Source organism: Leifsonia sp. Y878 (assembly GCF_057669685.1).
In genome coordinates this window covers 557,510-576,128 of record NZ_JBYHFS010000002.1, presented here as the reverse complement: position 1 = coordinate 576,128, position 18,619 = coordinate 557,510, and the positions used below count along the sequence as shown (strand labels likewise).

Annotated in this window: 19 protein-coding genes; 9 read left to right on the top strand and 10 right to left on the bottom strand. The window is 64.9% G+C overall.

Annotated elements, in window-relative coordinates:
* Positions 1-9 precede the first annotated feature (9 nt).
* Positions 10-1,437 (bottom strand): amidase, encoded by a 1,428-nt coding sequence (locus tag AC25Y4_RS08850; RefSeq protein WP_488120021.1) that lies wholly within the window; start codon positions 1,435-1,437, stop codon positions 10-12.
* Between the two features lie 154 nt (positions 1,438-1,591).
* A complete protein-coding gene (locus AC25Y4_RS08845) occupies positions 1,592-1,975 on the bottom strand; it encodes a hypothetical protein (RefSeq protein WP_488120020.1) in 384 nt (127 codons plus the stop codon).
* A 105-nt stretch (positions 1,976-2,080) separates the two neighbouring features.
* Here AC25Y4_RS08845 and AC25Y4_RS08840 point away from each other — a divergent pair, with 105 nt between their 5' ends.
* Positions 2,081-2,410 carry a DMT family transporter gene (locus tag AC25Y4_RS08840; RefSeq protein WP_488120019.1) on the top strand — a complete coding sequence of 110 codons (330 nt, stop codon included), beginning with the start codon at positions 2,081-2,083 and terminating at the stop codon, positions 2,408-2,410.
* 15 nt (positions 2,411-2,425) lie between these two features.
* Here the strand turns inward: AC25Y4_RS08840 and AC25Y4_RS08835 are convergent, their stop codons facing one another.
* The 5 genes from AC25Y4_RS08835 to AC25Y4_RS08815 form a co-directional block, all read right to left on the bottom strand.
* Positions 2,426-3,256: a nuclease-related domain-containing protein gene (locus AC25Y4_RS08835; RefSeq protein WP_488120018.1), complete on the bottom strand. Its 831-nt coding sequence runs from the start codon at positions 3,254-3,256 to the stop codon at positions 2,426-2,428.
* Positions 3,257-3,386: 130 nt separating this feature from the next.
* Entirely contained in the window at positions 3,387-3,965 is a 579-nt protein-coding gene (locus AC25Y4_RS08830; RefSeq protein ID WP_488120017.1) for an N-acetyltransferase family protein, read from the bottom strand.
* An 85-nt stretch (positions 3,966-4,050) separates the two neighbouring features.
* Complete coding sequence (locus tag AC25Y4_RS08825) at positions 4,051-4,716, bottom strand: uracil-DNA glycosylase (protein ID WP_488120460.1); 666 nt, start codon at positions 4,714-4,716, stop codon at positions 4,051-4,053.
* An 80-nt stretch (positions 4,717-4,796) separates the two neighbouring features.
* On the bottom strand, positions 4,797-5,537 hold the full coding sequence (locus AC25Y4_RS08820; RefSeq protein ID WP_488120016.1) for a Type 1 glutamine amidotransferase-like domain-containing protein: 741 nt from the start codon (positions 5,535-5,537) through the stop codon (positions 4,797-4,799).
* A 9-nt stretch (positions 5,538-5,546) separates the two neighbouring features.
* Positions 5,547-7,175: an ABC-F family ATP-binding cassette domain-containing protein gene (locus AC25Y4_RS08815; RefSeq protein WP_488120015.1), complete on the bottom strand. Its 1,629-nt coding sequence runs from the start codon at positions 7,173-7,175 to the stop codon at positions 5,547-5,549.
* A gap of 290 nt (positions 7,176-7,465) precedes the next feature.
* Here AC25Y4_RS08815 and AC25Y4_RS08810 point away from each other — a divergent pair, with 290 nt between their 5' ends.
* Complete coding sequence (locus tag AC25Y4_RS08810) at positions 7,466-8,101, top strand: PadR family transcriptional regulator (protein ID WP_488120014.1); 636 nt, start codon at positions 7,466-7,468, stop codon at positions 8,099-8,101.
* Between the two features lie 12 nt (positions 8,102-8,113).
* On the opposite strand, the gene AC25Y4_RS08805 is transcribed toward AC25Y4_RS08810, so the two are convergent.
* The gene (locus AC25Y4_RS08805) at positions 8,114-8,479 is read right to left on the bottom strand and encodes a VOC family protein (RefSeq protein ID WP_488120013.1); all 366 of its coding nucleotides are present in this window, start codon (positions 8,477-8,479) and stop codon (positions 8,114-8,116) included.
* Positions 8,480-8,539: 60 nt separating this feature from the next.
* Here AC25Y4_RS08805 and AC25Y4_RS08800 point away from each other — a divergent pair, with 60 nt between their 5' ends.
* Complete coding sequence (locus AC25Y4_RS08800; protein WP_488120012.1) at positions 8,540-9,100, top strand: MarR family winged helix-turn-helix transcriptional regulator; 561 nt, start codon at positions 8,540-8,542, stop codon at positions 9,098-9,100.
* A 68-nt stretch (positions 9,101-9,168) separates the two neighbouring features.
* Here the strand turns inward: AC25Y4_RS08800 and AC25Y4_RS08795 are convergent, their stop codons facing one another.
* Positions 9,169-9,708 carry a phosphoribosyltransferase gene (locus tag AC25Y4_RS08795; protein ID WP_488120011.1) on the bottom strand — a complete coding sequence of 180 codons (540 nt, stop codon included), beginning with the start codon at positions 9,706-9,708 and terminating at the stop codon, positions 9,169-9,171.
* A 96-nt stretch (positions 9,709-9,804) separates the two neighbouring features.
* On the opposite strand from AC25Y4_RS08795, the gene AC25Y4_RS08790 reads away from it, so the two are divergent.
* On the top strand, positions 9,805-11,298 hold the full coding sequence (locus AC25Y4_RS08790) for an MFS transporter (protein ID WP_488120459.1): 1,494 nt from the start codon (positions 9,805-9,807) through the stop codon (positions 11,296-11,298).
* A 126-nt stretch (positions 11,299-11,424) separates the two neighbouring features.
* On the opposite strand, the gene AC25Y4_RS08785 is transcribed toward AC25Y4_RS08790, so the two are convergent.
* Positions 11,425-12,225: an SDR family oxidoreductase gene (locus AC25Y4_RS08785; RefSeq protein WP_488120010.1), complete on the bottom strand. Its 801-nt coding sequence runs from the start codon at positions 12,223-12,225 to the stop codon at positions 11,425-11,427.
* A 50-nt stretch (positions 12,226-12,275) separates the two neighbouring features.
* Here AC25Y4_RS08785 and AC25Y4_RS08780 point away from each other — a divergent pair, with 50 nt between their 5' ends.
* From AC25Y4_RS08780 to AC25Y4_RS08760, 5 genes are all read left to right on the top strand, one after another.
* The gene (locus AC25Y4_RS08780) at positions 12,276-13,304 is read left to right on the top strand and encodes an acyltransferase family protein (protein ID WP_488120009.1); all 1,029 of its coding nucleotides are present in this window, start codon (positions 12,276-12,278) and stop codon (positions 13,302-13,304) included.
* Between the two features lie 101 nt (positions 13,305-13,405).
* Positions 13,406-14,737, top strand: a complete 1,332-nt coding sequence (locus AC25Y4_RS08775) for a bifunctional o-acetylhomoserine/o-acetylserine sulfhydrylase (RefSeq protein WP_488120008.1) — start codon at positions 13,406-13,408, stop codon at positions 14,735-14,737.
* A gap of 99 nt (positions 14,738-14,836) precedes the next feature.
* Positions 14,837-16,042 carry a homoserine O-acetyltransferase MetX gene (gene metX, locus AC25Y4_RS08770; protein WP_488120007.1) on the top strand — a complete coding sequence of 402 codons (1,206 nt, stop codon included), beginning with the start codon at positions 14,837-14,839 and terminating at the stop codon, positions 16,040-16,042.
* An 89-nt stretch (positions 16,043-16,131) separates the two neighbouring features.
* Positions 16,132-17,301 carry a sensor histidine kinase gene (locus tag AC25Y4_RS08765; protein WP_488120006.1) on the top strand — a complete coding sequence of 390 codons (1,170 nt, stop codon included), beginning with the start codon at positions 16,132-16,134 and terminating at the stop codon, positions 17,299-17,301.
* Positions 17,298-18,602 carry a hypothetical protein gene (locus tag AC25Y4_RS08760; protein WP_488120005.1) on the top strand — a complete coding sequence of 435 codons (1,305 nt, stop codon included), beginning with the start codon at positions 17,298-17,300 and terminating at the stop codon, positions 18,600-18,602. The genes AC25Y4_RS08765 and AC25Y4_RS08760 overlap by 4 nt, the downstream gene beginning before the upstream one ends.
* Positions 18,603-18,619: the final 17 nt, after the last annotated feature.

Here is an 18,619-nt window from a genome sequence, read left to right as displayed (position 1 = left end):
CCGCAATGATTAGCGTGCTGCAGGCGCCCGCAACTGCCATCGCAGGCGACGTTCCAGCTGGGCGCCGAGCGCGAGAAGCGTGGCCTCTCCCCCCGGCTTGCCGATCAGCTGCACACCCATGGGCAGGCCATCTGCCGTCATATGCACGGGCAGCACAATGGCCGGCAGCCCGGAGACATTCACCATGGACGTGAACGGCGTGTACTGCACCTGCTGCTCGAAGTTGCGCTCACCGTCGTTCTGGTCATACCAGCCGACAGGCCTGGGCGTGAGCGCCAGTGCGGGCGTGAGAACTGCGTCGAATCGCGACAGCTGGCGGATGAACGATCGTTCGTACAGCGCCAATGCAGCAAGGGCGTCTGCAAGCTGACGGGCCGACAGCGCACGGCCGCGAGCCAGCAGCCAGGCCGTGAGCGGCTCGAGCAGCGCGAGTTCGGCATCGGTCTCTGCGGGGATACCGGCGGCCCCCGCCTGCCAGATGGTTCTGAACGCAGGGGCATAGCTGTCATCGGGCACCAGGGCGGTTTCTTCAAGCCCGTGGCCGAGCGCCACGAACTCGTCGATCGCCACCTGCAGTGCGGCGGCGGCCTCTGCAGAAATGCGGATGTCATAGGCGTCGTCCCAAGCGGATGTCGTCATCACACCCAGTTGGTACCGTCCCTCGCCGCGTACCGCAGCCGCGAGCAGCGGGGCATCGTCGGCCGGAGAGCGCAGCGCGAAGTGGTGGTCTGCGTGACCACCCCGTGGCGTGATCATGGCGTCGAGCAGGAGGGCGGCATCCGCTACCGTTCTGGCCAGCGGGCCGGCGACGGGGAGCCCGGCAAGCTTGTCGATGCCGGATGACGCCGGGATCCGCCCTCGGCTCGGCTTCAGGCCGACGAGCCCACAGGCGGCCGCGGGAATGCGCACCGATCCGCCGCCGTCGGAGCCGGGAGCGAATGGCAGCAGGCGCGCCGCGACGGCGACAGCGGCTCCGCCGCTTGAGCCTCCGGCGCCGAGTGCAGGGTTCCAGGGGTTGCGGGCCGGTGGAAAGGCCAGCCCCTCCGTATACGACGGCAACCCGAACTCTGGGGCGGCGGTCTTGCCGAGGCTGACGGCGCCGGCGTCATCGAGCCCCTGGGTGAGTTCGTCCGATTCGTCGGGCACGAAGCCCGTCATGAGCCGGGAGCCGAACTGGGCTGGCACGCCAGCGCGCAGCTGGAGATCCTTGTCGCCGAACGGCAGTCCCCAGAGCGGCGCGGTGCGGGGAACCTCCTCCTGCACAAACCGGGCACGGGCGCGGGCGTTGTCGGCCGTCACCGTGGCGAATGCGCCGAGCGTCGGGTTCGACGCGTCAATGCGTGCCAGATAGTGCTCGGTGAGCTCCGTGGGGCTGACGGCTCCGGTCTGCAGCTGCTGCCACTGTTCGAGGGCGGTCAGGTCATGCAGTTCAGCCATGGCTTGAGCCTACTCAGGCGTGGGAGGTAAATGGCTGTCGTGAATTCAGCTGGGCGCGCGTTATCCCGGCTGGCGCGCGATAAAACGCGCGCCTGAGGGGATTCCGCGCGCCAAGACTCGGCTGCGGACGCACCGGCCAGGAAGATGGACTCGGTCAGCTGCCCGTCGCGTTCAACTGCTCGTCGAGTTCGGTGAGCAACCGTCCGAAAGCCGCTGGGGCGTTCTGCACGACAGATCGTGCGGTGATGGCACCGGCCCAGTGCGCCTTCTGCGCCACATTGATGATCTCGAATTCGACGACAGAGCCCTGTGCGTCCTGTTCTGGCCGAACGCGGTACTCAGCCCTGTACCACCAGTCACCCTCGACGATCACGAGCCGTGCGTCTGGATCGGTCAGCATGTGGCCACCGGCCTCATCTCCGGGAATGAGCCGGGCGACGAGAAGCGGGTAGACGTCGTCTGGCGACGCATCCAGATGCCCGGCGAATGAGCGAAGCACTGTGTGCTTGGCCGGGAGGTCAAAGTGATGGTCGGTCATACTCCGACTTTACGCACCCACTAGCCTCGAGTGAGGCCCGCGGCATGCGGACGCCCATCGCCACGTGCCTCGTCACACCCACGCCCCGCCGAGAACGGACACACCATGGGCTACCTGTTCCTCGCCATCGCGATCGTCACCGAGGTGGTCGCAACCAGCTTTCTGAAATTCGTGTCAGGGCCCGACCCGCGCTGGTGGGCGTACGTGGTCGTGGTGGTCGGGTACGTGGTGTCATTCGCGATGCTGTCGCAGTCGCTCAGCCGGGGAGTGCCGCTCGCCATCGGCTACGCCATCTGGTCGGCGATCGGCGTCATCCTGGTGTCGGTGGTGAGCTGGGTATTTTTCAAAGAGAGCCTCACCTGGGTACAGATCACCGGGATGATCCTCGTGATCGTCGGTGTCGGCCTGCTGGAGCTGGGCGCCGCGTCGAAGTAACGCCGCCGAATTGGCCTAAACGGCCAGCGGGATGAGCACAATACCGGCCAGCGCGATAGCGCCAGCCGATGCGGCGATGATGCCAGACAGTGCGACCCGCGACCAGATTCGGGCGCGCCCGCTGGCCGCCTGCACCTCACGCTGCAGGCGCTCGAACCGGTTGATGTGCCTGATGGTGTCATCTGTCACACGGGCGACGTTGCTCCACTCCCCCTGCTCGCGGAGGGCCCGTTCGTAGAGCGTGAGCGCGCCGTCGGTGTGCACGCGTTGCCCGGCGGCCAGCCAGTCGCGCACGTCTGTCGCCGGCAGCACCGTGATGATCCCGTGGGTCTTGCCCAGCTTCATCGACACCGGTGCGACCAGCACGATCAGTGGAATGATCTCGACATTGGCTCGCACACGCGCAGACAACAGACCAGCCGCACGAATGGTCTCCTGGCGGCTTTCGGCGAGCGCCTCTGTGCGTTTCCGGCCGATGGTGAGCGATCCGCCGTCGACGACGACGGGGCGACCGCCATGTTCAACCGTGGTGACGGAATAGAGCCCGCTCGGCCCGATGAGAATGTGGTCGATGACGTGTGAGCCATCCGCTGAGGGCAGGGCGTGCAGCACCGTCCACTCCGGTGACAGCGTGGTGAGGACGCGAGCGACGGCACCTTCTGCCACGGCTTGCGGGAATGCCTCGCGTGCTTCCGGATCGAGCGGGCAGCGGCCGAAGAGCCTGCCGAGCGCTCCCCTGGGCGTCGCATGCGCCTGGATCCGAAGGCAATCCTGGATTCCGTCGTAGACCGGCCCGCGCGCGCGAAGCAGGGTCACGGAGTCCACAGGCACCGGTTCAAACGGCATAGCGTGACCCGCAACGGCTTGTGGCACAATTCCTCCACGCTGAACTTAGTGGCGAGGAGGGATCCCCCGCTAGTCCCCAAACGTGTGACAGAACGCGGATCTGCTGCATTCCGAACACGAAAACGGATGCCTACTTCAGGCTTTTCTGCATCATCACGATGCCGAGCCAACGCTCGAACTTGAAGCCCACCTTGCCCATGCGGCCGATCTCCTCGAAGCCGAAGTCGCTGTGCAGCTTGATGGAGGCATCCGCTCCCTGGTCTGCGATGACGGCGATGACCTCTTTCAACCCTGCCTGCTTCGAGCGGGCAAGGAGCTCGGTGAGCAGCACGCGCCCGAGGCCTTTGCCGGTGGATGCCGCGCCCAGGTAGATCGAGTTCTCGACCGTGAACCGGTAGGCCTTCTTCTGCTTCCAGGGCGAGACGAGCGCGTAACCGAGAATCTGGCCCCTGGTGGATTCGGCCACGATGAACGGCATGTTGAACTTGGCCAGGTAGTCGAACTTGTCGCGCCACTCCGTGAGGGTCATCGCGTCTTCGTCGAACGTCACGGTGCTGTTGGCCACGTAGTAGTTGTAAATCTCCCGAATGTGCGGGAGATCTGCGCGCGTGGCATCCCTCAGCGTGTACTCGAATGGCGCCTCTGGTTCAGGGGCCGGCCGCAGGTGTGGTGGCAGGCGTCGTCTCGGCTGGTATTCCTCTTCGAGCACGGCGCTCCCCTTTCCTGTCGCGGTACATTTCACGAACGGTCATCGCGCTATCGCGCTGTCGCGCCGCGAGTGATGCAGGTCAAGATTAGCTGAGCGACCAGTCGACGGGGGCAGCACCCTGCTCCACCAGCAGCTCGTTGGCCCGGCTGAACGGGCGGGACCCGAAGAACCCGCGCCGCGCAGACAGCGGGCTGGGATGCGCGGATTCGATGATCGGCGTATCGCCGAGAAGTGGCCGCAACGCCTGGGCGTCCTTACCCCACAGGATCGCCACCAGCGGCGCATCGCGTGCCCCCAGTGAGCGGATGGCGTGGTCGGTGATGGCCTCCCAGCCGCGGCGCCGGTGCGAGCCTGCGCTCCCGCTCTCCACGGTCAGCACTCGGTTCAGCAGCATCACGCCGTGGCCGGTCCATGGCGTCAGGTCGCCGTTGGCAGGCGTTGGGATCCCGAGGTCGTCACGGAGTTCGGTGTAGATGTTGCCGAGGCTCCGTGGCAGGGGACGCACCGCGGGGTCGGCTGCAAACGACAATCCAATCGGATGCCCCGGTGTCGGGTATGGGTCCTGCCCGACGATGAGAACACGCACCTGCTCCAGCGGCGCGCGGAACGCCCGCAGCACGGCATCCGGTGCTGGGAGCCACGGCCGGCCGGCGGTGGTCTCTTCCTGCAGGAACTCGGTGACGGATGCCAATTGGCCGGCAACGGGCGCGAGGGCAGCGGCCCAGCCAGGGTCGATGCTGCCGAGATTCAGGTCGACGACTGTACGGCCAACGGATGCTGCCCCAACGAGAGCCGGGTCACCGGTGATTCCAGCGGGTGATGCTGCGGACACTAGGCGCCAAACGTGCTGACGAGAACGCCGGCGTCTGCCTGGGTGACGCGCCAAACGCTTCCGGCCCCGGTCACGCGCAGTGCGTTGTTGCCCACGATGAGGGTTGTGCTCTCGTCGATGGCCAGGCCACCGTCGATCACGCCGGCTTCGGTCACTGCGATGAGCCTCGACAACGTGCCCCACTGCGCCGCGTGCACGTCGATGCTCACGTCGATGAGTCCGATGCCCGGTTCGATGGTGACCTCATCAAGGTCTTCGGAGGCATCTTCAGAGCAAACCTCGACCCCGCCGATGCGCCAGCCGCCGAGAAGGGCGCGTTCCGCCGCGATGGCTGCCCCAGCAGAGAAGCCCAGATAGGGCGTCCCGTCTGTGACCAGCTGTCGGATCTCGGCCGCGATCGGCCTGACGGCGTTGAGGTATGCCGGGGTGAGACCACCACCGATCAGGATGCCGTCGACACCGCTGATCGCCTCTGCAGTTGCACTGTCGGTGAGCGCCAGGCTGGTCACAATCGGTTCGAAGACACCGCCGACGCCGCCTGCACCGCCTGCGCCCAGCGCCGCGGCAAGCTTGGCTGCGTGCTCGTCGCCATCGCCATCCCGCACCACGATGATCGCGATACGCGGGCCGAAGTTGCGGCCTGCCGCCACCGCGTGCTCCGTCGCTTCCGCCAGGAAGGGTCCGAAGACGCTCTCGTCATGTTCGGGGGTCCAGCCCCCGCCAACCAAATGCACGCTCATACATCGAGCCTAAGCGGAATAGTCAGGCTCTGGTTGGTGGGTCTCCTGCACCCCGGCATCCGCTGTCATCTCCAACCACCGCCCGATGCGCAGCCGGCCGAGGAACTCATAGTCGTGGCTCACGATCATGAGTGCCCCGTGCCAGGCGCTGAGGGCTTCGACCAGCTGGTCGATGCTGGTGAGGTCGAGATTGTTCGTCGGTTCGTCGAGCAGCAACAGCTGGGGTGGGTCGTCAGCCAGCAGCAGGCTCGCAAGCGCCACCCGGAATCGTTCACCGCCAGAGAGTTGGGAGACGGGCTGGTCGACGGCGTCCGCACGAATCAGGAAGCGCGCCAGTTGGCTCCTGATCTCATTCGGGCTGCGCAGGGGTGCCGCACGCCGAATGTTCTCGATGACGCTCGCGTCGTCGATCAGGATGTCCAGCCGCTGGGGCAGGTAGCGCACAGCATCAATGCGAAAGGCCACACGCGAGGGCGAAGCGGATGCCTGATACCCGGCGATCTCCTCGAGAAGCGTGGTCTTGCCAGATCCGTTCGGGCCGATGAGCGCGATGCGTTCCGGTCCGCGGATCACGAGCGGCCGAGGCTCAGAATCAAGCTCGAGAACGGTGCGCCCCTCTGGCACCGCGCTCCCCGGCACGTCGATTCGGATGTGCCTGGACTTCCGCAGCCGCGCTTCGGCGTCCTGCAGCGAACTGCCAGCGGCGTCGACGCGCTGCGACGCCATCTCCCGATACTTACCCGCCGACACCTGGGCGTTGGATTTTCGCTGGTTCATGATGATCTTCGGCATCCGCTTGTTCTCGTAGTCGGTCTGGGCATACCGCGCACGTTTGGCGAGCTTCGACTCGGCTTCGATGCGTTGTCGCTTCTCGACCTGCAGCTCGTGCGTCGCGGCGGCAACGAGCCGTTCAGCATTCTCCTGCTCAGCGGTGATCTGCTCGCGGTACGACGAGTAGCCACCCCCGAAGAGGCGAAGCTCGCCGTCGTGGAGTTCCGCCGTCTCATCCATCAGGTCGAGCAGTTCGCGGTCGTGGCTCACCACGATCAAGGTTCCACTCCAGTTGCGCACCGCTGTGTAGAGCAGCGAGCGCGCGCGCCGGTCGAGGTTGTTGGTCGGTTCGTCAAGCAAGGTGATCGGGGTGCCGGCCAGTCGAAGCCGCGCCAGTCCGGCGAGCACGACCTCGCCTCCTGAGAGGGTGTCGACCCGCCGGTCGAGCACGTTCTCCTCGACGGCGAAGCCCATCTCCGAGAGCACCGCGAGCGTGCGCTCTTCGATATCCCAGTTGTCGCCGAGGGTCTCGAAGTTCTCCGCGGAGGCGTCGCCACCGAGGATGGCGTGCAGCGCCGACCTCAGCTCGCCGATGCCGAGCACTCCGGCGAGGGAGTCGCCGACACCCAGGGCGATGTCTTGCGGAAGCACTCCGACATCGGCGTTCAGCTGCACGCCCCCGGTGGTGGGGCTGAGGTCGCCGGCGATCAGCTTGAGCAGGGTGGACTTGCCAGAACCGTTGGTTCCGATCAGGCCCGTGCGACCACGGCCGAAGCTGGCGGTGATGCTGTGAAGCGCGTGAGTGCCGTCAGGCCACGTGAGGCCCAGATCGGTCAGGACAACAGCAGGGTTCGATGAAAAAGCCACAAGGGTCTCCGAAAACGTCAGTGGTGCACTGACGCGAGACCCCGAACGGGGCGTCGGTCAGCGCAGGAACAGGGGCGCGGAACCGATGTAGATCTTCACTGTCTCAACTTTTCACTAGGGAACAGGACGTGTAATTCTCTCAGGCGATCGAGAACCCCGCAAGCATGCAGAGTCCAGAAATTCTGCGACCTGACTCTTGACGCGTTATCCTGACCGATATATCGTTGACGTATCGCAGAAGTTCTGCGGTGTATCAATATTTCAACAAACACGAAAGGAGTGATGCGATCATGAAGCGCATTTCTCACTCACAACACATGGGGTTCGACCCCGAATTCAGCCGCTCTCGTCGTGACTCCTTCGAGCACGAATCAGAAGGACGTGGCCACGGACGCGGTCGCGGACGGGGATTCGGTCCTGGTGGACCCGGATTTGGCCCCGGCTTCGGCTCAGGCTTTGGCCCAGGCGGTGGCCCACGAGGCTCCAAGCGCGCCAGCAGGGGCGACGTTCGTTCAGCCATCCTCTCTCTCCTCGCCGACGGCCCTTCCAACGGATACGGGCTCATCCGCGCAATCGAAGAGAAGACCGGCGGAGCATGGCGCCCCAGCCCTGGATCGGTATACCCGACCCTGCAGCAGCTCGTCGATGAGGAACTCATCGCGCCAACGGGTGACGGTCGGCGCACCGACTACCAATTGACGGATGCCGGCACCGCGTACCTGGCCGAGCATGAAGACGATCTGAAGAAGGCGTGGGAGGCGACGCCAGGACAGTCAGACGCTGATGTCGCCTTCCACGAGAGTCTCGGCAAGCTGGTGGGCGTGGTTCACCAGTTCCGGAAGTCGGCCACCGATGCCCAGCGCATCGCTGCCGCCGAGAAGCTCGATGAAGCCAGGCGCGCCCTGTACCTCATCCTCGCCGACTAGTCACCGTCCAACTCAGGCTCGGTCGTGCAGCGTGATCTGGTACCCGTCGGGGTCGGCGAAGGTGAACGTCGCCCCAAAGGGGCCATCGCTGAGAGCCGCCGTGATCACGACGCCATCGGCAGCGAGCGCGTCGTGAATCCCTGATGCGTTCTCGGCATGCAGCCACACACCAATTCCCATACCGAGCTGATGAACCGAATCAAGGTCAACCCCCGGAAGCGCCTCGCGTACCGCGAACGCCGCCGGCGCGGTGGCGAACACCACGGCCTGCGGCGGTCCGGCCTGTCGAGTGAACCCCAGGTAGTGCTCATAGAACGCTGCGGAACGCGCGATATCGCGCACCTGCAGGGAGATGAAGCCGGGTCCGGAAACTGTCATGATGATCCTCCTCGTAAGTGTCAGTAAGTTGACATGAATCGAGTATGTCAGAATATTGACATGGTTCGTACCGGAGAGGGAAGCATGGACGACGATGTGTTGAGCAACGACAGCGCTGCACGCCACAGTGCTGCACGCAACAGTGCTGCACGCAACAGTGCTGCCGGCAAGGATGCTGCCGGCATCCACTTGGAGACTTCGCTTGGCTACCTGCTCAAGGAGGCGGCCAGTGCGTTGCGCTCGTCAATGGAAGCCGTGCTCCGACCGCTGGGGATGAACATCACCCACTACTCCTGCCTCGAGTTGCTCGCGCAACGGCCAGGGCTGTCCAACTCCGAACTCGCGCGCGGTGCGTTTGTGTCGCGGCAGTCGATGAACGTGCTGCTGCAATCCCTCGAGCGAGACGGGTTCGTGTCGCGCGCTGAGAGCGCGGCAGAGGGGCGGGCCATCCCCACCCAGCTGACCGAGCTGGGCCGGAGTCAGCTGAAGGTCGCCAGTGCCGCCGTGAAGGGCGTCGAGCAGCAGATGCTCACAGGCTTTGAATCAACCGACGTCAAACATCTGCGGCTGCTCCTCGGCCGGTGCATCACATCGCTGACTGGGCCAGCGACCAGCGACTGAACTCCTGCTGCGCAGCACTTCCACTGAGCGGCAGGGCTCGCGCCGGTGAGCCCCGCGAGGCTGGTGCGTTAGAGCGCTGCCGCCACCGAAACGGGCTGTTCAACCGACACCGGCGGCTTCGCCGACCACGGGAAGACAATCCACCCTGCGGTCTCGCGCCAGGTGAAGTCGGGCACCAGCACGGTGCGGGGCTTCGTGTACAGCGTGGCGGAGCGCACCTCATCCGCTGTCTCTTCCAACAGCCCGACGACCATCGCGAGGGTGTGGCCGGAGTCTGAGACGTCGTCGACGACCAGGACCTTCTTGCCTGCGAGGGCCGGGGCATCGAGCATTGGGGCAGACAGCACCGGCTTCGGCAGGCGCTGGTCGATGCCCGTGTAGAACTCCACGTTGATGCTGCCGCAGTTCTTGGTGCCGAGGGCGTACGAGATGGCGCCGGCCAGCAGCAGTCCCCCGCGGGCAATGGCGATGACGACGTCGGGGTCGAAGCCGCTCTCACGAACGCGCGTAGCGAGGAGCCGGGAGGCATCCTCGAAGTCAGACCACTGAAGGATCTCTCGCTCGATATCGGGGGTTCCAAGTGCTGCGTCGTCTGCGTCAAAGGCCATTCACCAATGTTAGTTCGGTGAATTCACCACGCCGTGCACAGCGGCGCCCCGAATATCCCCGTTTTCACGCAGCCTGCGCACTAGCATCCCTGCATGATGTCATTCCCCCAGGCGCCCAACGCGCTCAGAGGCTCAGCCGTTGGTGTGACCGCCAGCCTGGTCGGCTTCCTCTTTCTCGTAGAGATCACCAGCGGAATCCTGCAGGGCTTCTACGTGCCGCTGATCCCCGATCTCGTGCGCCACCTCGGCATCCATGACGCCGACTTCAACTGGTTCGAGGCAGCACAGCTGCTGTTGTCGGCCCTGGTGGTTCCGTTCCTCGCCAAGCTCGGCGATATGCACGGGCACAAGCGCATCCTGCTCATTTCCACCGTGCTGACGGCAGGAGCAACCTGGTGGCTGGCGTTCGCCGGCGACTTCTGGAGCTTCCTCGCGGCCTGGGCGCTGCAGGGCTTTTACGTCGTGTGGCTGCCGCTCGAGGTTGCCCTCATCTTCGATCGTGGCCGCCGCACAAACACGGGAGCGTCGCAGACCAGGCGTGCGGCCGGACTGCTCGTCGTCGCCCTTGAGGCCGGTGCCATCATCGGCGCCCTGAGCGCCGGACGCCTGTTCGTTGCGCTCGGCGAGAACGTCACCGCCGCGATGATGGTGCCGGCCATCGCTGTCACGCTGGTCTTCTTCGCCATCCTCTTCGGGGTACCGGAGTCCGAACCGGTCGCCGGCCGGTCACTCGACGGCCGCGGCTTCATGCTGCTGGCCCTCGGCTTGCTGCTCATCACCTCCGGGCTCACCTTCCTGCGCCTGAACGGGCCAGGAACCTGGTGGGTGTGGGCACTCATCGTCATCGGCATTGCCTCGTTCGTGCCGTTCGGTCGTTTCGAGCTGAAGCAGAAGGACCCGGCGATCGACCTGCGGGTGCTTCGCCAGCCCACCATGTGGCCGGTGATGCTGACGGCCGGCCTCGTGGGAATCAGCCTGCTCGGCGCGCAGGCGCCGCTGGCGACATTCGCGGGCACAGACCCGGTGAACGGATACGGACTCGGTCTCGACGCCACCGACATCTCGACGCTCATCGGCGCGTACCTCATCTCGATGATCGTCGGCGCACTGCTGTTCCCGCTGGTGTCGAAGTGGACGAGTCCGCGCATCGCGCTGATCATCGCCACATTCGTGGTCGCGGTCGGCTACCTCTCGTTCCTGCCCTTCCACCAGGAAACCTGGCAGGTCTTCACGAACATGGCCATTGCGGGCATCGGCTCAGGCGCACTCGTGGGCGCGCTGCCTGCTGCCGCAGCCGCTGCAGCGCCCCGCGGCCAGACCGGCATCGCCGCGGCACTGACCAACACAACGAAGACCATCGGCGGGTCATTCGCCTCTGCCGTCTTCGGCGTGGTGTTGCTGGCCGGTGCAGCGTCGACGGTCACCGCGACAGCGGCGAGCCTGTTCGGCTACATGCTGGTGTGGACCATCTGCGGCGCCGGCGCGCTCGTTGCGGGCGTGCTGCTGTTCTTCGTTCCGAAACTCGCCTTTGCAGATGTCGCGGCAGAGCCCGAAGCCATCGGCGACGTGGAGCTGGCACCCGCCGAGTAGCCGAACAGCTAACGCCGAGAATCGCCGTTACGACCGAGTGTCGCCTTTGCAACGGCGACACTCGGCACAAACGGCGACACTAGAGGACACAAGGACGAGCCCAGTACCGCGGGGCGACAGGGCTCGCTAGCTGCGCGGCTTCAGCTCTCCGCGTGCCACGCGGGTCGGGGCGGCCTGGGCGACCGGCTTGATGGTCACCAGGTCGAGGTTGACGTGCGCCGGAAGCTCAACGCTCGACACGATCGCGGTGGCAATGTCCTCAGCCGACAGCGGATGCGGGACGCCCGTGTAGGCAGCGGCGGCCTTCTCCGCGTCGCCGTCGAAGCGCACCAGGCCGAATTCCTCGGTCTTGACCATTCCCGGAGCGATCTCGATCACGCGGATCGGCTCGCCGTTCAGCTCCAGGCGCAGCACCTCGGTCATGGCGTGGGCGGCGAACTTGGCGGCGTTGTACCCACCGCCACCGAGGTAGGTGACGTGACCGGCGATCGACGTGATGTTCACGATGTCGGCCGACACGGCATCCGCTGAACCCTCACCAGACGATTCAAGGCCTGCCCGAAGCAGCGGCAGCACGGCGCTGATGACCCGCTTCACCGCGAGCACGTTGATCTCGAACATCCAGGCCCAGTCGTCGACATCTGCGTCTTCGACGAAGTCCATGCCGCCCTTTGCCCCGCCCGCGTTGTTGACCAGGGCATGCACGGCGCCCGTCGACGCCAGGTAGTCGCGAAGCGCGTCGACGTCGGCCTGCACCGTGAGGTCAGCCGTGAACACGTCTGCGCCAGTCTCTTCGGCGAGCGCTGCAAGTCGGTCGGCACGTCGAGCGACACCCACAACATCCCAGCCTCGAAGCCGGAACAAGCGCACTGTGGCCGCTCCAATTCCCGAGCTAGCACCGGTCACCACAACTCTTTTTGCACTCATGTCACCATTCTGGCGGGAGAATGGAGGTAATGATTGCTCCTCCTACCCGCATGTCCACCCCCCAGAAGCAACGTGTTCCTTACTGGGACAATGCACGCTGGATTGCGATCGTGCTCGTCGTCATCGGCCACGCAATCCTCAAACTCATCGGTGAATCCGATCCGGCGTATGAGCTCTACCTCTTCATCTACGCATTCCACGTTCCGCTCTTCGTTGCGGTCAGCGGATACTTCGCGAAGGCATCCCCGCCAGGCACACGGCAGATGAAACGGCTGCTCACCGACGTCGTGTTCCCGTACCTCATCTTCGAGACCGTGTGGACGACGATTCGCTGGCTGTTGGGAGGCACGTTCAAGCTCGACTACGCCACGGCCTCGTGGACCTTGTGGTTCCTGATCGCCCTGGCAATCTGGCGCATCACACTCCCCTACCTGGCGCTGCTGCGCTATCCATTGCTCATCAGCATCGCGATCTCGGTTTTCGTCGGCTACCTCAGCAGCATCGACAGCACCTTCGCCATGTCACGCACCCTCGCCCTGTTGCCCTTCTTCGTCTTCGGATGGAAGGTGCGCCAGTCGCGCGTCACCGCCAGGTGGCTGGCCCTCCCGCCGTCATCGATGTGGCGCTGGCGCGCGGGGTCCCTGGCGCTGTTCACCGCCCTTGCGGTGTTCATCGTGCTGAACATCGAGTGGCTGCGCGAGATCAAGATCCGGCGGTTCCTGCTCTACGACGAGTCGTACGCGTCGTTCGGATATGACGAAATCTGGGCTGGCGGCATCCGTCTCGCGCTGATTTTGTTCACCGTGCTGCTCGTTGTGGCATTCCTGATGCTGGTGCCGCGCGGCCGCACCTGGTTCACCGATTTCGGCGCCGCCACCATGTACATCTATTTGCTGCACACCTTCCTGCTGTATCCGTTCAGGGAGTCCGGCATTCTCGACGGCCCGCAGCCGTGGTGGGTGCTGCCGGCGATGGTGTTGCTCAGCTTCGGGATCGCCGTGCTGCTGTCGCTCGCATTCGTGCAGCGATGGTTCCGACCGGTCGTGCAACCGAAGGGCACGTTGGCGCTCCGAAAATGACGCCGTGTTGCACGGACCATTGATCGAGGTTGGCCCCCTGCTTAGGCTCGCTGCAGAGCGCTGGATGGTCCACGCTCGTCGAGGCAAAGGAAGACATCCTCATGAGCGCAAACGCTGAAAACTGGAAGTTCGAAACCAAGCAGGTCCACACCGGCGCCCAGCCGGACCCGACCACCAATGCTCGGGCGACGCCGATCTACCAGACCACCTCGTACGTCTTCAATAGCGCCGACCACGCGCAGAACCTGTTCGCGCTGGCCGAGTTCGGCAACATCTACACGCGCATCCAGAACCCGACGCAGGCCGTCGTCGAAGAACGTGTCGCAGCCCTCGAAGGCGGAACCGCCGCGCTGCTCGTCGCCTCCGGCCAGTCGGCATCGACGTTCGCCGTGCTGAACATCGCCCAGGCCGGCGACCACATCGTGTCATCGAGCTCGATCTACGGCGGCACGTACAACCTGTTCAAGTACACGCTCGCCAAGCTCGGCATCGAGACCACCTTCGTGGAGAACCAGGACGACCCCGCAGAGTGGAAGCGCGCCGTGCGCCCGAACACCAAGCTGTTCTTCGCTGAGACCATCGGCAACCCGAAGATCAACGTGCTCGACATCAGGGCCGTAGCGGATGTCGCCCACGAGTCCGGTATTCCGCTCATCGTTGACAACACCATCGCCACCCCGTACCTGATTCGTCCGTTCGAGCATGGCGCGGACATCATCGTGCACTCCGCCACCAAGTTCCTCGGTGGACACGGCACCGTCATCGGCGGCATCATCGTCGACGGCGGCACGTTCGAGTGGTCGAAGAATGTCGAGAAATTCCCCGGCCTCACCGAGCCAGACCCGTCGTACCACGGCGCCAGCTACACGACAGCTGTCGGCGATGGCATCGCGTACATCATCAAGGCCCGCGTGCAGCTGCTGCGCGACCTGGGTTCCGCCATCGCGCCGGCCAGCGCCTGGCAGCTCATCCAGGGCATCGAAACCCTGAGCCTGCGCATCGAGCGCCACGTGCAGAATGCCCAGGAGATCGCGGAGTGGCTGGAGAACCACCCCGACATCGCCACGGTGAATTACTCCGGCCTGCCGTCGAGCCCCTGGTACGCCGCCGCAAACACGTACGCCCCGAAGGGTGTCGGTGCGGTGCTCTCCTTCGAGCTCAAGGGCGGAGTGGAAGCCGGGCGTGCCTTGGTCGACAGCGTCGAGCTGTTCAGCCACCTGGCCAACATCGGTGACGTTCGCTCGCTCATCATCCACCCGGCTTCGACCACTCACGCCCAGCTCACCCCTGAGCAGCAGTTGACCGCCGGCGTCACGCCTGGCCTGGTGCGCCTCTCCGTCGGCATCGAGAACATCGCCGACCTGAAGGCAGACCTGGAGAAAGGCCTCGCCGCGGCGCGAGCCATCGTGGAGGCCTCACGCGCCAACGCCTAGCCCTCGTTCTCACCATCCCTGCAGGCCCGTCCTGCCGGGCGAATCCCCCGCCGTAACAATCGGCGGGGGTTTCTCGTTCACGGGCAGAATAGAGCTGATATGGAATGGCAGACTTCGGCAGACACGGTCCCGTCCAGCTTCATCACTGAAGCTCAGGCGCGGTCGGTCATCGGTAAGCCTCCGGCGACCGGCGCCTGGCGAGAGGGCGATCCCGTCGGTGACCGTCGATTCGTCGACGTCGGGCCGCTGTCATTCGAGGCCGGTGGGTTCCTCCCCCACGTTCGGATCGCCTACGAGAGCTGGGGAGAGCTGTCACCGAGCCGCGACAACGCGATCCTCGTGCTGCACGCCCTGACGGGTGACAGTCACGTCATCGGCGACCCAGGCAACGGTCATGCCACCGGCGGTTGGTGGGACGGCATGATCGGTCCAGGCCTCACCATCGACACCGACCGCTGGTTCGTGATCGCCCCAAACATGTTGGGCGGATGCCAGGGCAGCACCGGTCCCTCTTCTGTCGCTCCCAATGGGGTCGAGTGGGGCACCCGTTTTCCCTACCTCACCATTCGCGACCAGGTGTCGGCGCAGATCGCGGTGGCCGACCACCTCGGCATTGACAGCTTCGCGATGGTCATCGGCGGCTCGATGGGCGGAATGCATGCCCTGGAGTGGGCGATCGAGGTGCCGGAGAGAGTGGAACGGCTGGCCATACTGGCCGCGCCTCCCGTCACCACGGCAGACCAGGTCGCCGTCAACTCGATCCAGATTGAAGCGATCCGCACAGATCCACTGTTCCAGGCAGGCGACTATTACGACGCGATAGACGGGGAGGGCCCATCGAACGGGCTCGCGCTGGCGCGGCGCATGGCGCTCCTCAACTACCGCAGCCCAGCCGAACTCAATGCTCGCTTTGAACGCAGCTGGCAAAGCACACTCAGTCCGCTGGGCTCAGGGGGGCGCTTCGCGGTGGAGTCATACCTCGATTTCCACGGCAACAAGTTCACCAGGCGCTTCGATGCCAACAGCTACATCACCCTGGTCGAGGCGATGAATTCACACGATGTCGGCCGGGGCAGGGGCGGCGTTGAAGCCGCGCTCGGACGGATCACGGCAGAAACCCTGATCGTCGGATTCGACAGTGACCGGCTCTTTCCCGTCGACGGCCAGCGGGAGATCGCCCGGTACCTCCCGCGCAACATCGATGGTCGATCCGCGGTCGTCCTCGAATCCGCGTTCGGCCACGATGGGTTCCTCATCGAGATCGATTCAGTCGGTGCACAATTGCAACGGCTACTGCCCCGGTGAACCAGTTGCCGATAAGGTTCTGAATACATCCGTCGGCAGAAATCAGGCCGACAGGCCTGAACCCGTCTGACAGGAACGACGCTAGCCCCATGCAACGCATCTTCAAAGAGCGCGATCGCCTCCTCCGCAAGGCGGCGAGAGCCGATGGACTCGCCTGGACGGTGGCGGCCCTTCTCTGCATGCTCGTCCCCAACGGCATCGGCTCTGAGGCGCTGTTCTGGTCCGTTCCCCTGATCTTCCTGCTGGCCGTGTCGCAGTACATGCTGGGTCGCACCGGCGGCATCCGCTGGGTACTGCTCATCGCGTTCAGCGGCATCGGCATCGTCGTGCTTGTCGGCCTCTTCAGCCACGTCGGCCTGCAGCTGAACATCGTCGAGCAAAGTGTCATTGCTCTCATTGCCGCAGGGGCGATGAGTTGTGTCGCTCCCGTACTCGTGGTGACCATGCCCCGACTGATCATCCTGGCCGGCATGCTCGGCGTCACAGCCGCACTGGTGCTGGGAATCACGCTCACCTATGGCGACTCATTCATGCCGTTCACTTTCACCCTCAGCGTGTGGCTGATCACCGCAATCGGCGGCTGGTGGCTGAGCCTGAGCATCCCACGCGCCATGCAGCGCATCGCGGCGATTGGCCGCGCCCACCGGGCAGAGCGCCACGCCAGTGAGCTCGAGGCCAAGCGGCGCCAGGACGCCAGGCTGCTGCACGACACCGTGCTCGCAACACTTACGCTGCTGGCCCACTCCGGCGTCGGTGTCTCCCCAGCCGCTCTCCAGCACCAGGCCGGTGACGACGCCAGGCTGCTGCGCCAGCTGCGACTGGGTGGCCTCCCCATGCCCCGCTCCTCCGGCGTTTACACCCTGGAGCCGGCGACGGAGTTCACCCTCGGCAACACACTGGAGTCAGTGAAACAGCGTTTCGGTCGGATCGGGCTCGATGTCGATTGGCACGGCAGCGGACAGGTGCTGTTGCCGAGCGATGTACTCGACTCCTTCCTGCTCGCGCTGGGCGAATGCCTCGAGAACGTGCGCCGGCACTCCGGCGTGACGCGTGCCGACGTCACCATCACCGATGACGACAAAACAGTGCGCGCCATGGTGACGGATGCCGGCATCGGCTTTGACCTCGGCGAGGTTCCCGCAGAGCGCTTGGGATTCGCGGAGTCTGTCGTCGCTCGCCTGCATGACGTCGGGGGCAATGCCCGGTTATTCTCCTCGCCAGGTTCTGGCACGACTGTAGTTCTCGAGGTGCCCAAGTGAGTAAATCGACGATCGAGGAGAACACTCTCGGAATCGCCGTGGGGCGCGAGGGAATACAGGGTCGCGCGAGGCGGCGTGCCGATGCCGCAGACAGCCAGCCATTCCGCCGGGCTGAGCGAACCATCCGCACGACCAGGGCCAACCAGAGCGGTCTCGGCGGCCGTCATCTGAACACCGGCATCCTCCTCGCGGCTGGATTCAGCGTCATCTTCCTGATCATGGTCTCCATCGTCCAGTGGCCAGGCTATGAGAACCACCTTCCGCTCGTGCTTGCCTGGCTGGCACTCACGATCTCCGGGTCACTCGCGCTGGCGATCAGCAGCCGGCACCCCTCGCGGATGCCGGTCTGGGTCTTCCCCGTGATGGCCGCGGTCTCCGTCGTGATCGTTGCCCTCGACATGGTCGCCAGCTGGGGAGGCAACACCAGCGGGGTCTACCTGACCGCAGCCCCTGCCGTTGGCGCACTGTTGCTTGGGCTCGTCACCGTGTATGAGACGCGGCCCATCCTGGTGGGTGCAGTGGCGCTGGGCGTTGCCGTCGCCACCTACGGCGTCGTCAGGCACAGGGACGACCCGCTCACGTTGACCATCGACATCGCCACCGTGGCCCTTGCGGTCATCCCACCGTGCCTCGGCGTCTATGTGGTTCGGACATTCCGCCGCATGGTGCAGCTCGAACTCGACCTGGTGCTGGTTCAGAGCACAGTGTCGCAGCCTCGTTTGTCAGTGGGCATGCTCGCCTCTGAAGAACTCGCGCGCCTCGACCTCGGCGCGGAACAGTTGCTCGACGATGTGGCAGAGGGCAGGGCCACATTGCCGTTGCCTCCAGACCTCGCCGGCACCGCATCGTCCATCGCCACGCAGTTGCGCTTTCACCTCATCGAGGGGCGCAAGGAGACCTGGCTGCATCACGCCATCACGGAGTCTGAGTTCCTCGGCCCGTCGGTGACACTGCATGATCCGAACGGGCTGGCCGGGTTGATGGCGCCGAGGCAGCGCGATGCCCTGTTGCTCACGATTTGGATGCTGATCAGCGATGCTGCACGGCCGACGGCGAGCGTTTCGCTGACATTGGGTCCGATTTTGCCCTCACATGGCACCGCGCACCGACAAAAGATTCATTTTCCTATCGAATTGAGCACGTCCGGTGTGCCACGTCGGAGGGTAGACCCCGAGACGTGGCAAGCTATCCGTGTGGTGGGCCCGCATGTCGACTCCATTCGAGACGGCAGTTTGCAGGTTGACATCGAATGCAGTGTCGATAATCCCGCGGACGCACAAGCGCAACGGAACGTTCCGTAGCGTGAATGCACAGGAGG

What these genes read in the sequence shown, in the direction of transcription:
- AC25Y4_RS08780 (WP_488120009.1), top strand. Translation starts at nt 12,276, where the DNA reads ATGTCCACCCCCCAGAAGCAACGTGTTCCTTACTGGGACAATGCACGC.
- AC25Y4_RS08850 (WP_488120021.1), bottom strand. Translation starts at nt 1,437, where the DNA reads ATGGCTGAACTGCATGACCTGACCGCCCTCGAACAGTGGCAGCAGCTG.
- AC25Y4_RS08790 (WP_488120459.1), top strand. Translation starts at nt 9,805, where the DNA reads ATGTCATTCCCCCAGGCGCCCAACGCGCTCAGAGGCTCAGCCGTTGGT.
- metX (WP_488120007.1), top strand. Translation starts at nt 14,837, where the DNA reads ATGGAATGGCAGACTTCGGCAGACACGGTCCCGTCCAGCTTCATCACT.
- AC25Y4_RS08840 (WP_488120019.1), top strand. Translation starts at nt 2,081, where the DNA reads ATGGGCTACCTGTTCCTCGCCATCGCGATCGTCACCGAGGTGGTCGCA.
- AC25Y4_RS08785 (WP_488120010.1), bottom strand. Translation starts at nt 12,225, where the DNA reads ATGAGTGCAAAAAGAGTTGTGGTGACCGGTGCTAGCTCGGGAATTGGA.
- AC25Y4_RS08820 (WP_488120016.1), bottom strand. Translation starts at nt 5,537, where the DNA reads ATGAGCGTGCATTTGGTTGGCGGGGGCTGGACCCCCGAACATGACGAG.
- AC25Y4_RS08765 (WP_488120006.1), top strand. Translation starts at nt 16,132, where the DNA reads ATGCAACGCATCTTCAAAGAGCGCGATCGCCTCCTCCGCAAGGCGGCG.
- AC25Y4_RS08800 (WP_488120012.1), top strand. Translation starts at nt 8,540, where the DNA reads ATGGTTCGTACCGGAGAGGGAAGCATGGACGACGATGTGTTGAGCAAC.
- AC25Y4_RS08810 (WP_488120014.1), top strand. Translation starts at nt 7,466, where the DNA reads ATGAAGCGCATTTCTCACTCACAACACATGGGGTTCGACCCCGAATTC.
- AC25Y4_RS08845 (WP_488120020.1), bottom strand. Translation starts at nt 1,975, where the DNA reads ATGACCGACCATCACTTTGACCTCCCGGCCAAGCACACAGTGCTTCGC.
- AC25Y4_RS08795 (WP_488120011.1), bottom strand. Translation starts at nt 9,708, where the DNA reads ATGGCCTTTGACGCAGACGACGCAGCACTTGGAACCCCCGATATCGAG.
- AC25Y4_RS08805 (WP_488120013.1), bottom strand. Translation starts at nt 8,479, where the DNA reads ATGACAGTTTCCGGACCCGGCTTCATCTCCCTGCAGGTGCGCGATATC.
- AC25Y4_RS08835 (WP_488120018.1), bottom strand. Translation starts at nt 3,256, where the DNA reads ATGCCGTTTGAACCGGTGCCTGTGGACTCCGTGACCCTGCTTCGCGCG.
- AC25Y4_RS08775 (WP_488120008.1), top strand. Translation starts at nt 13,406, where the DNA reads ATGAGCGCAAACGCTGAAAACTGGAAGTTCGAAACCAAGCAGGTCCAC.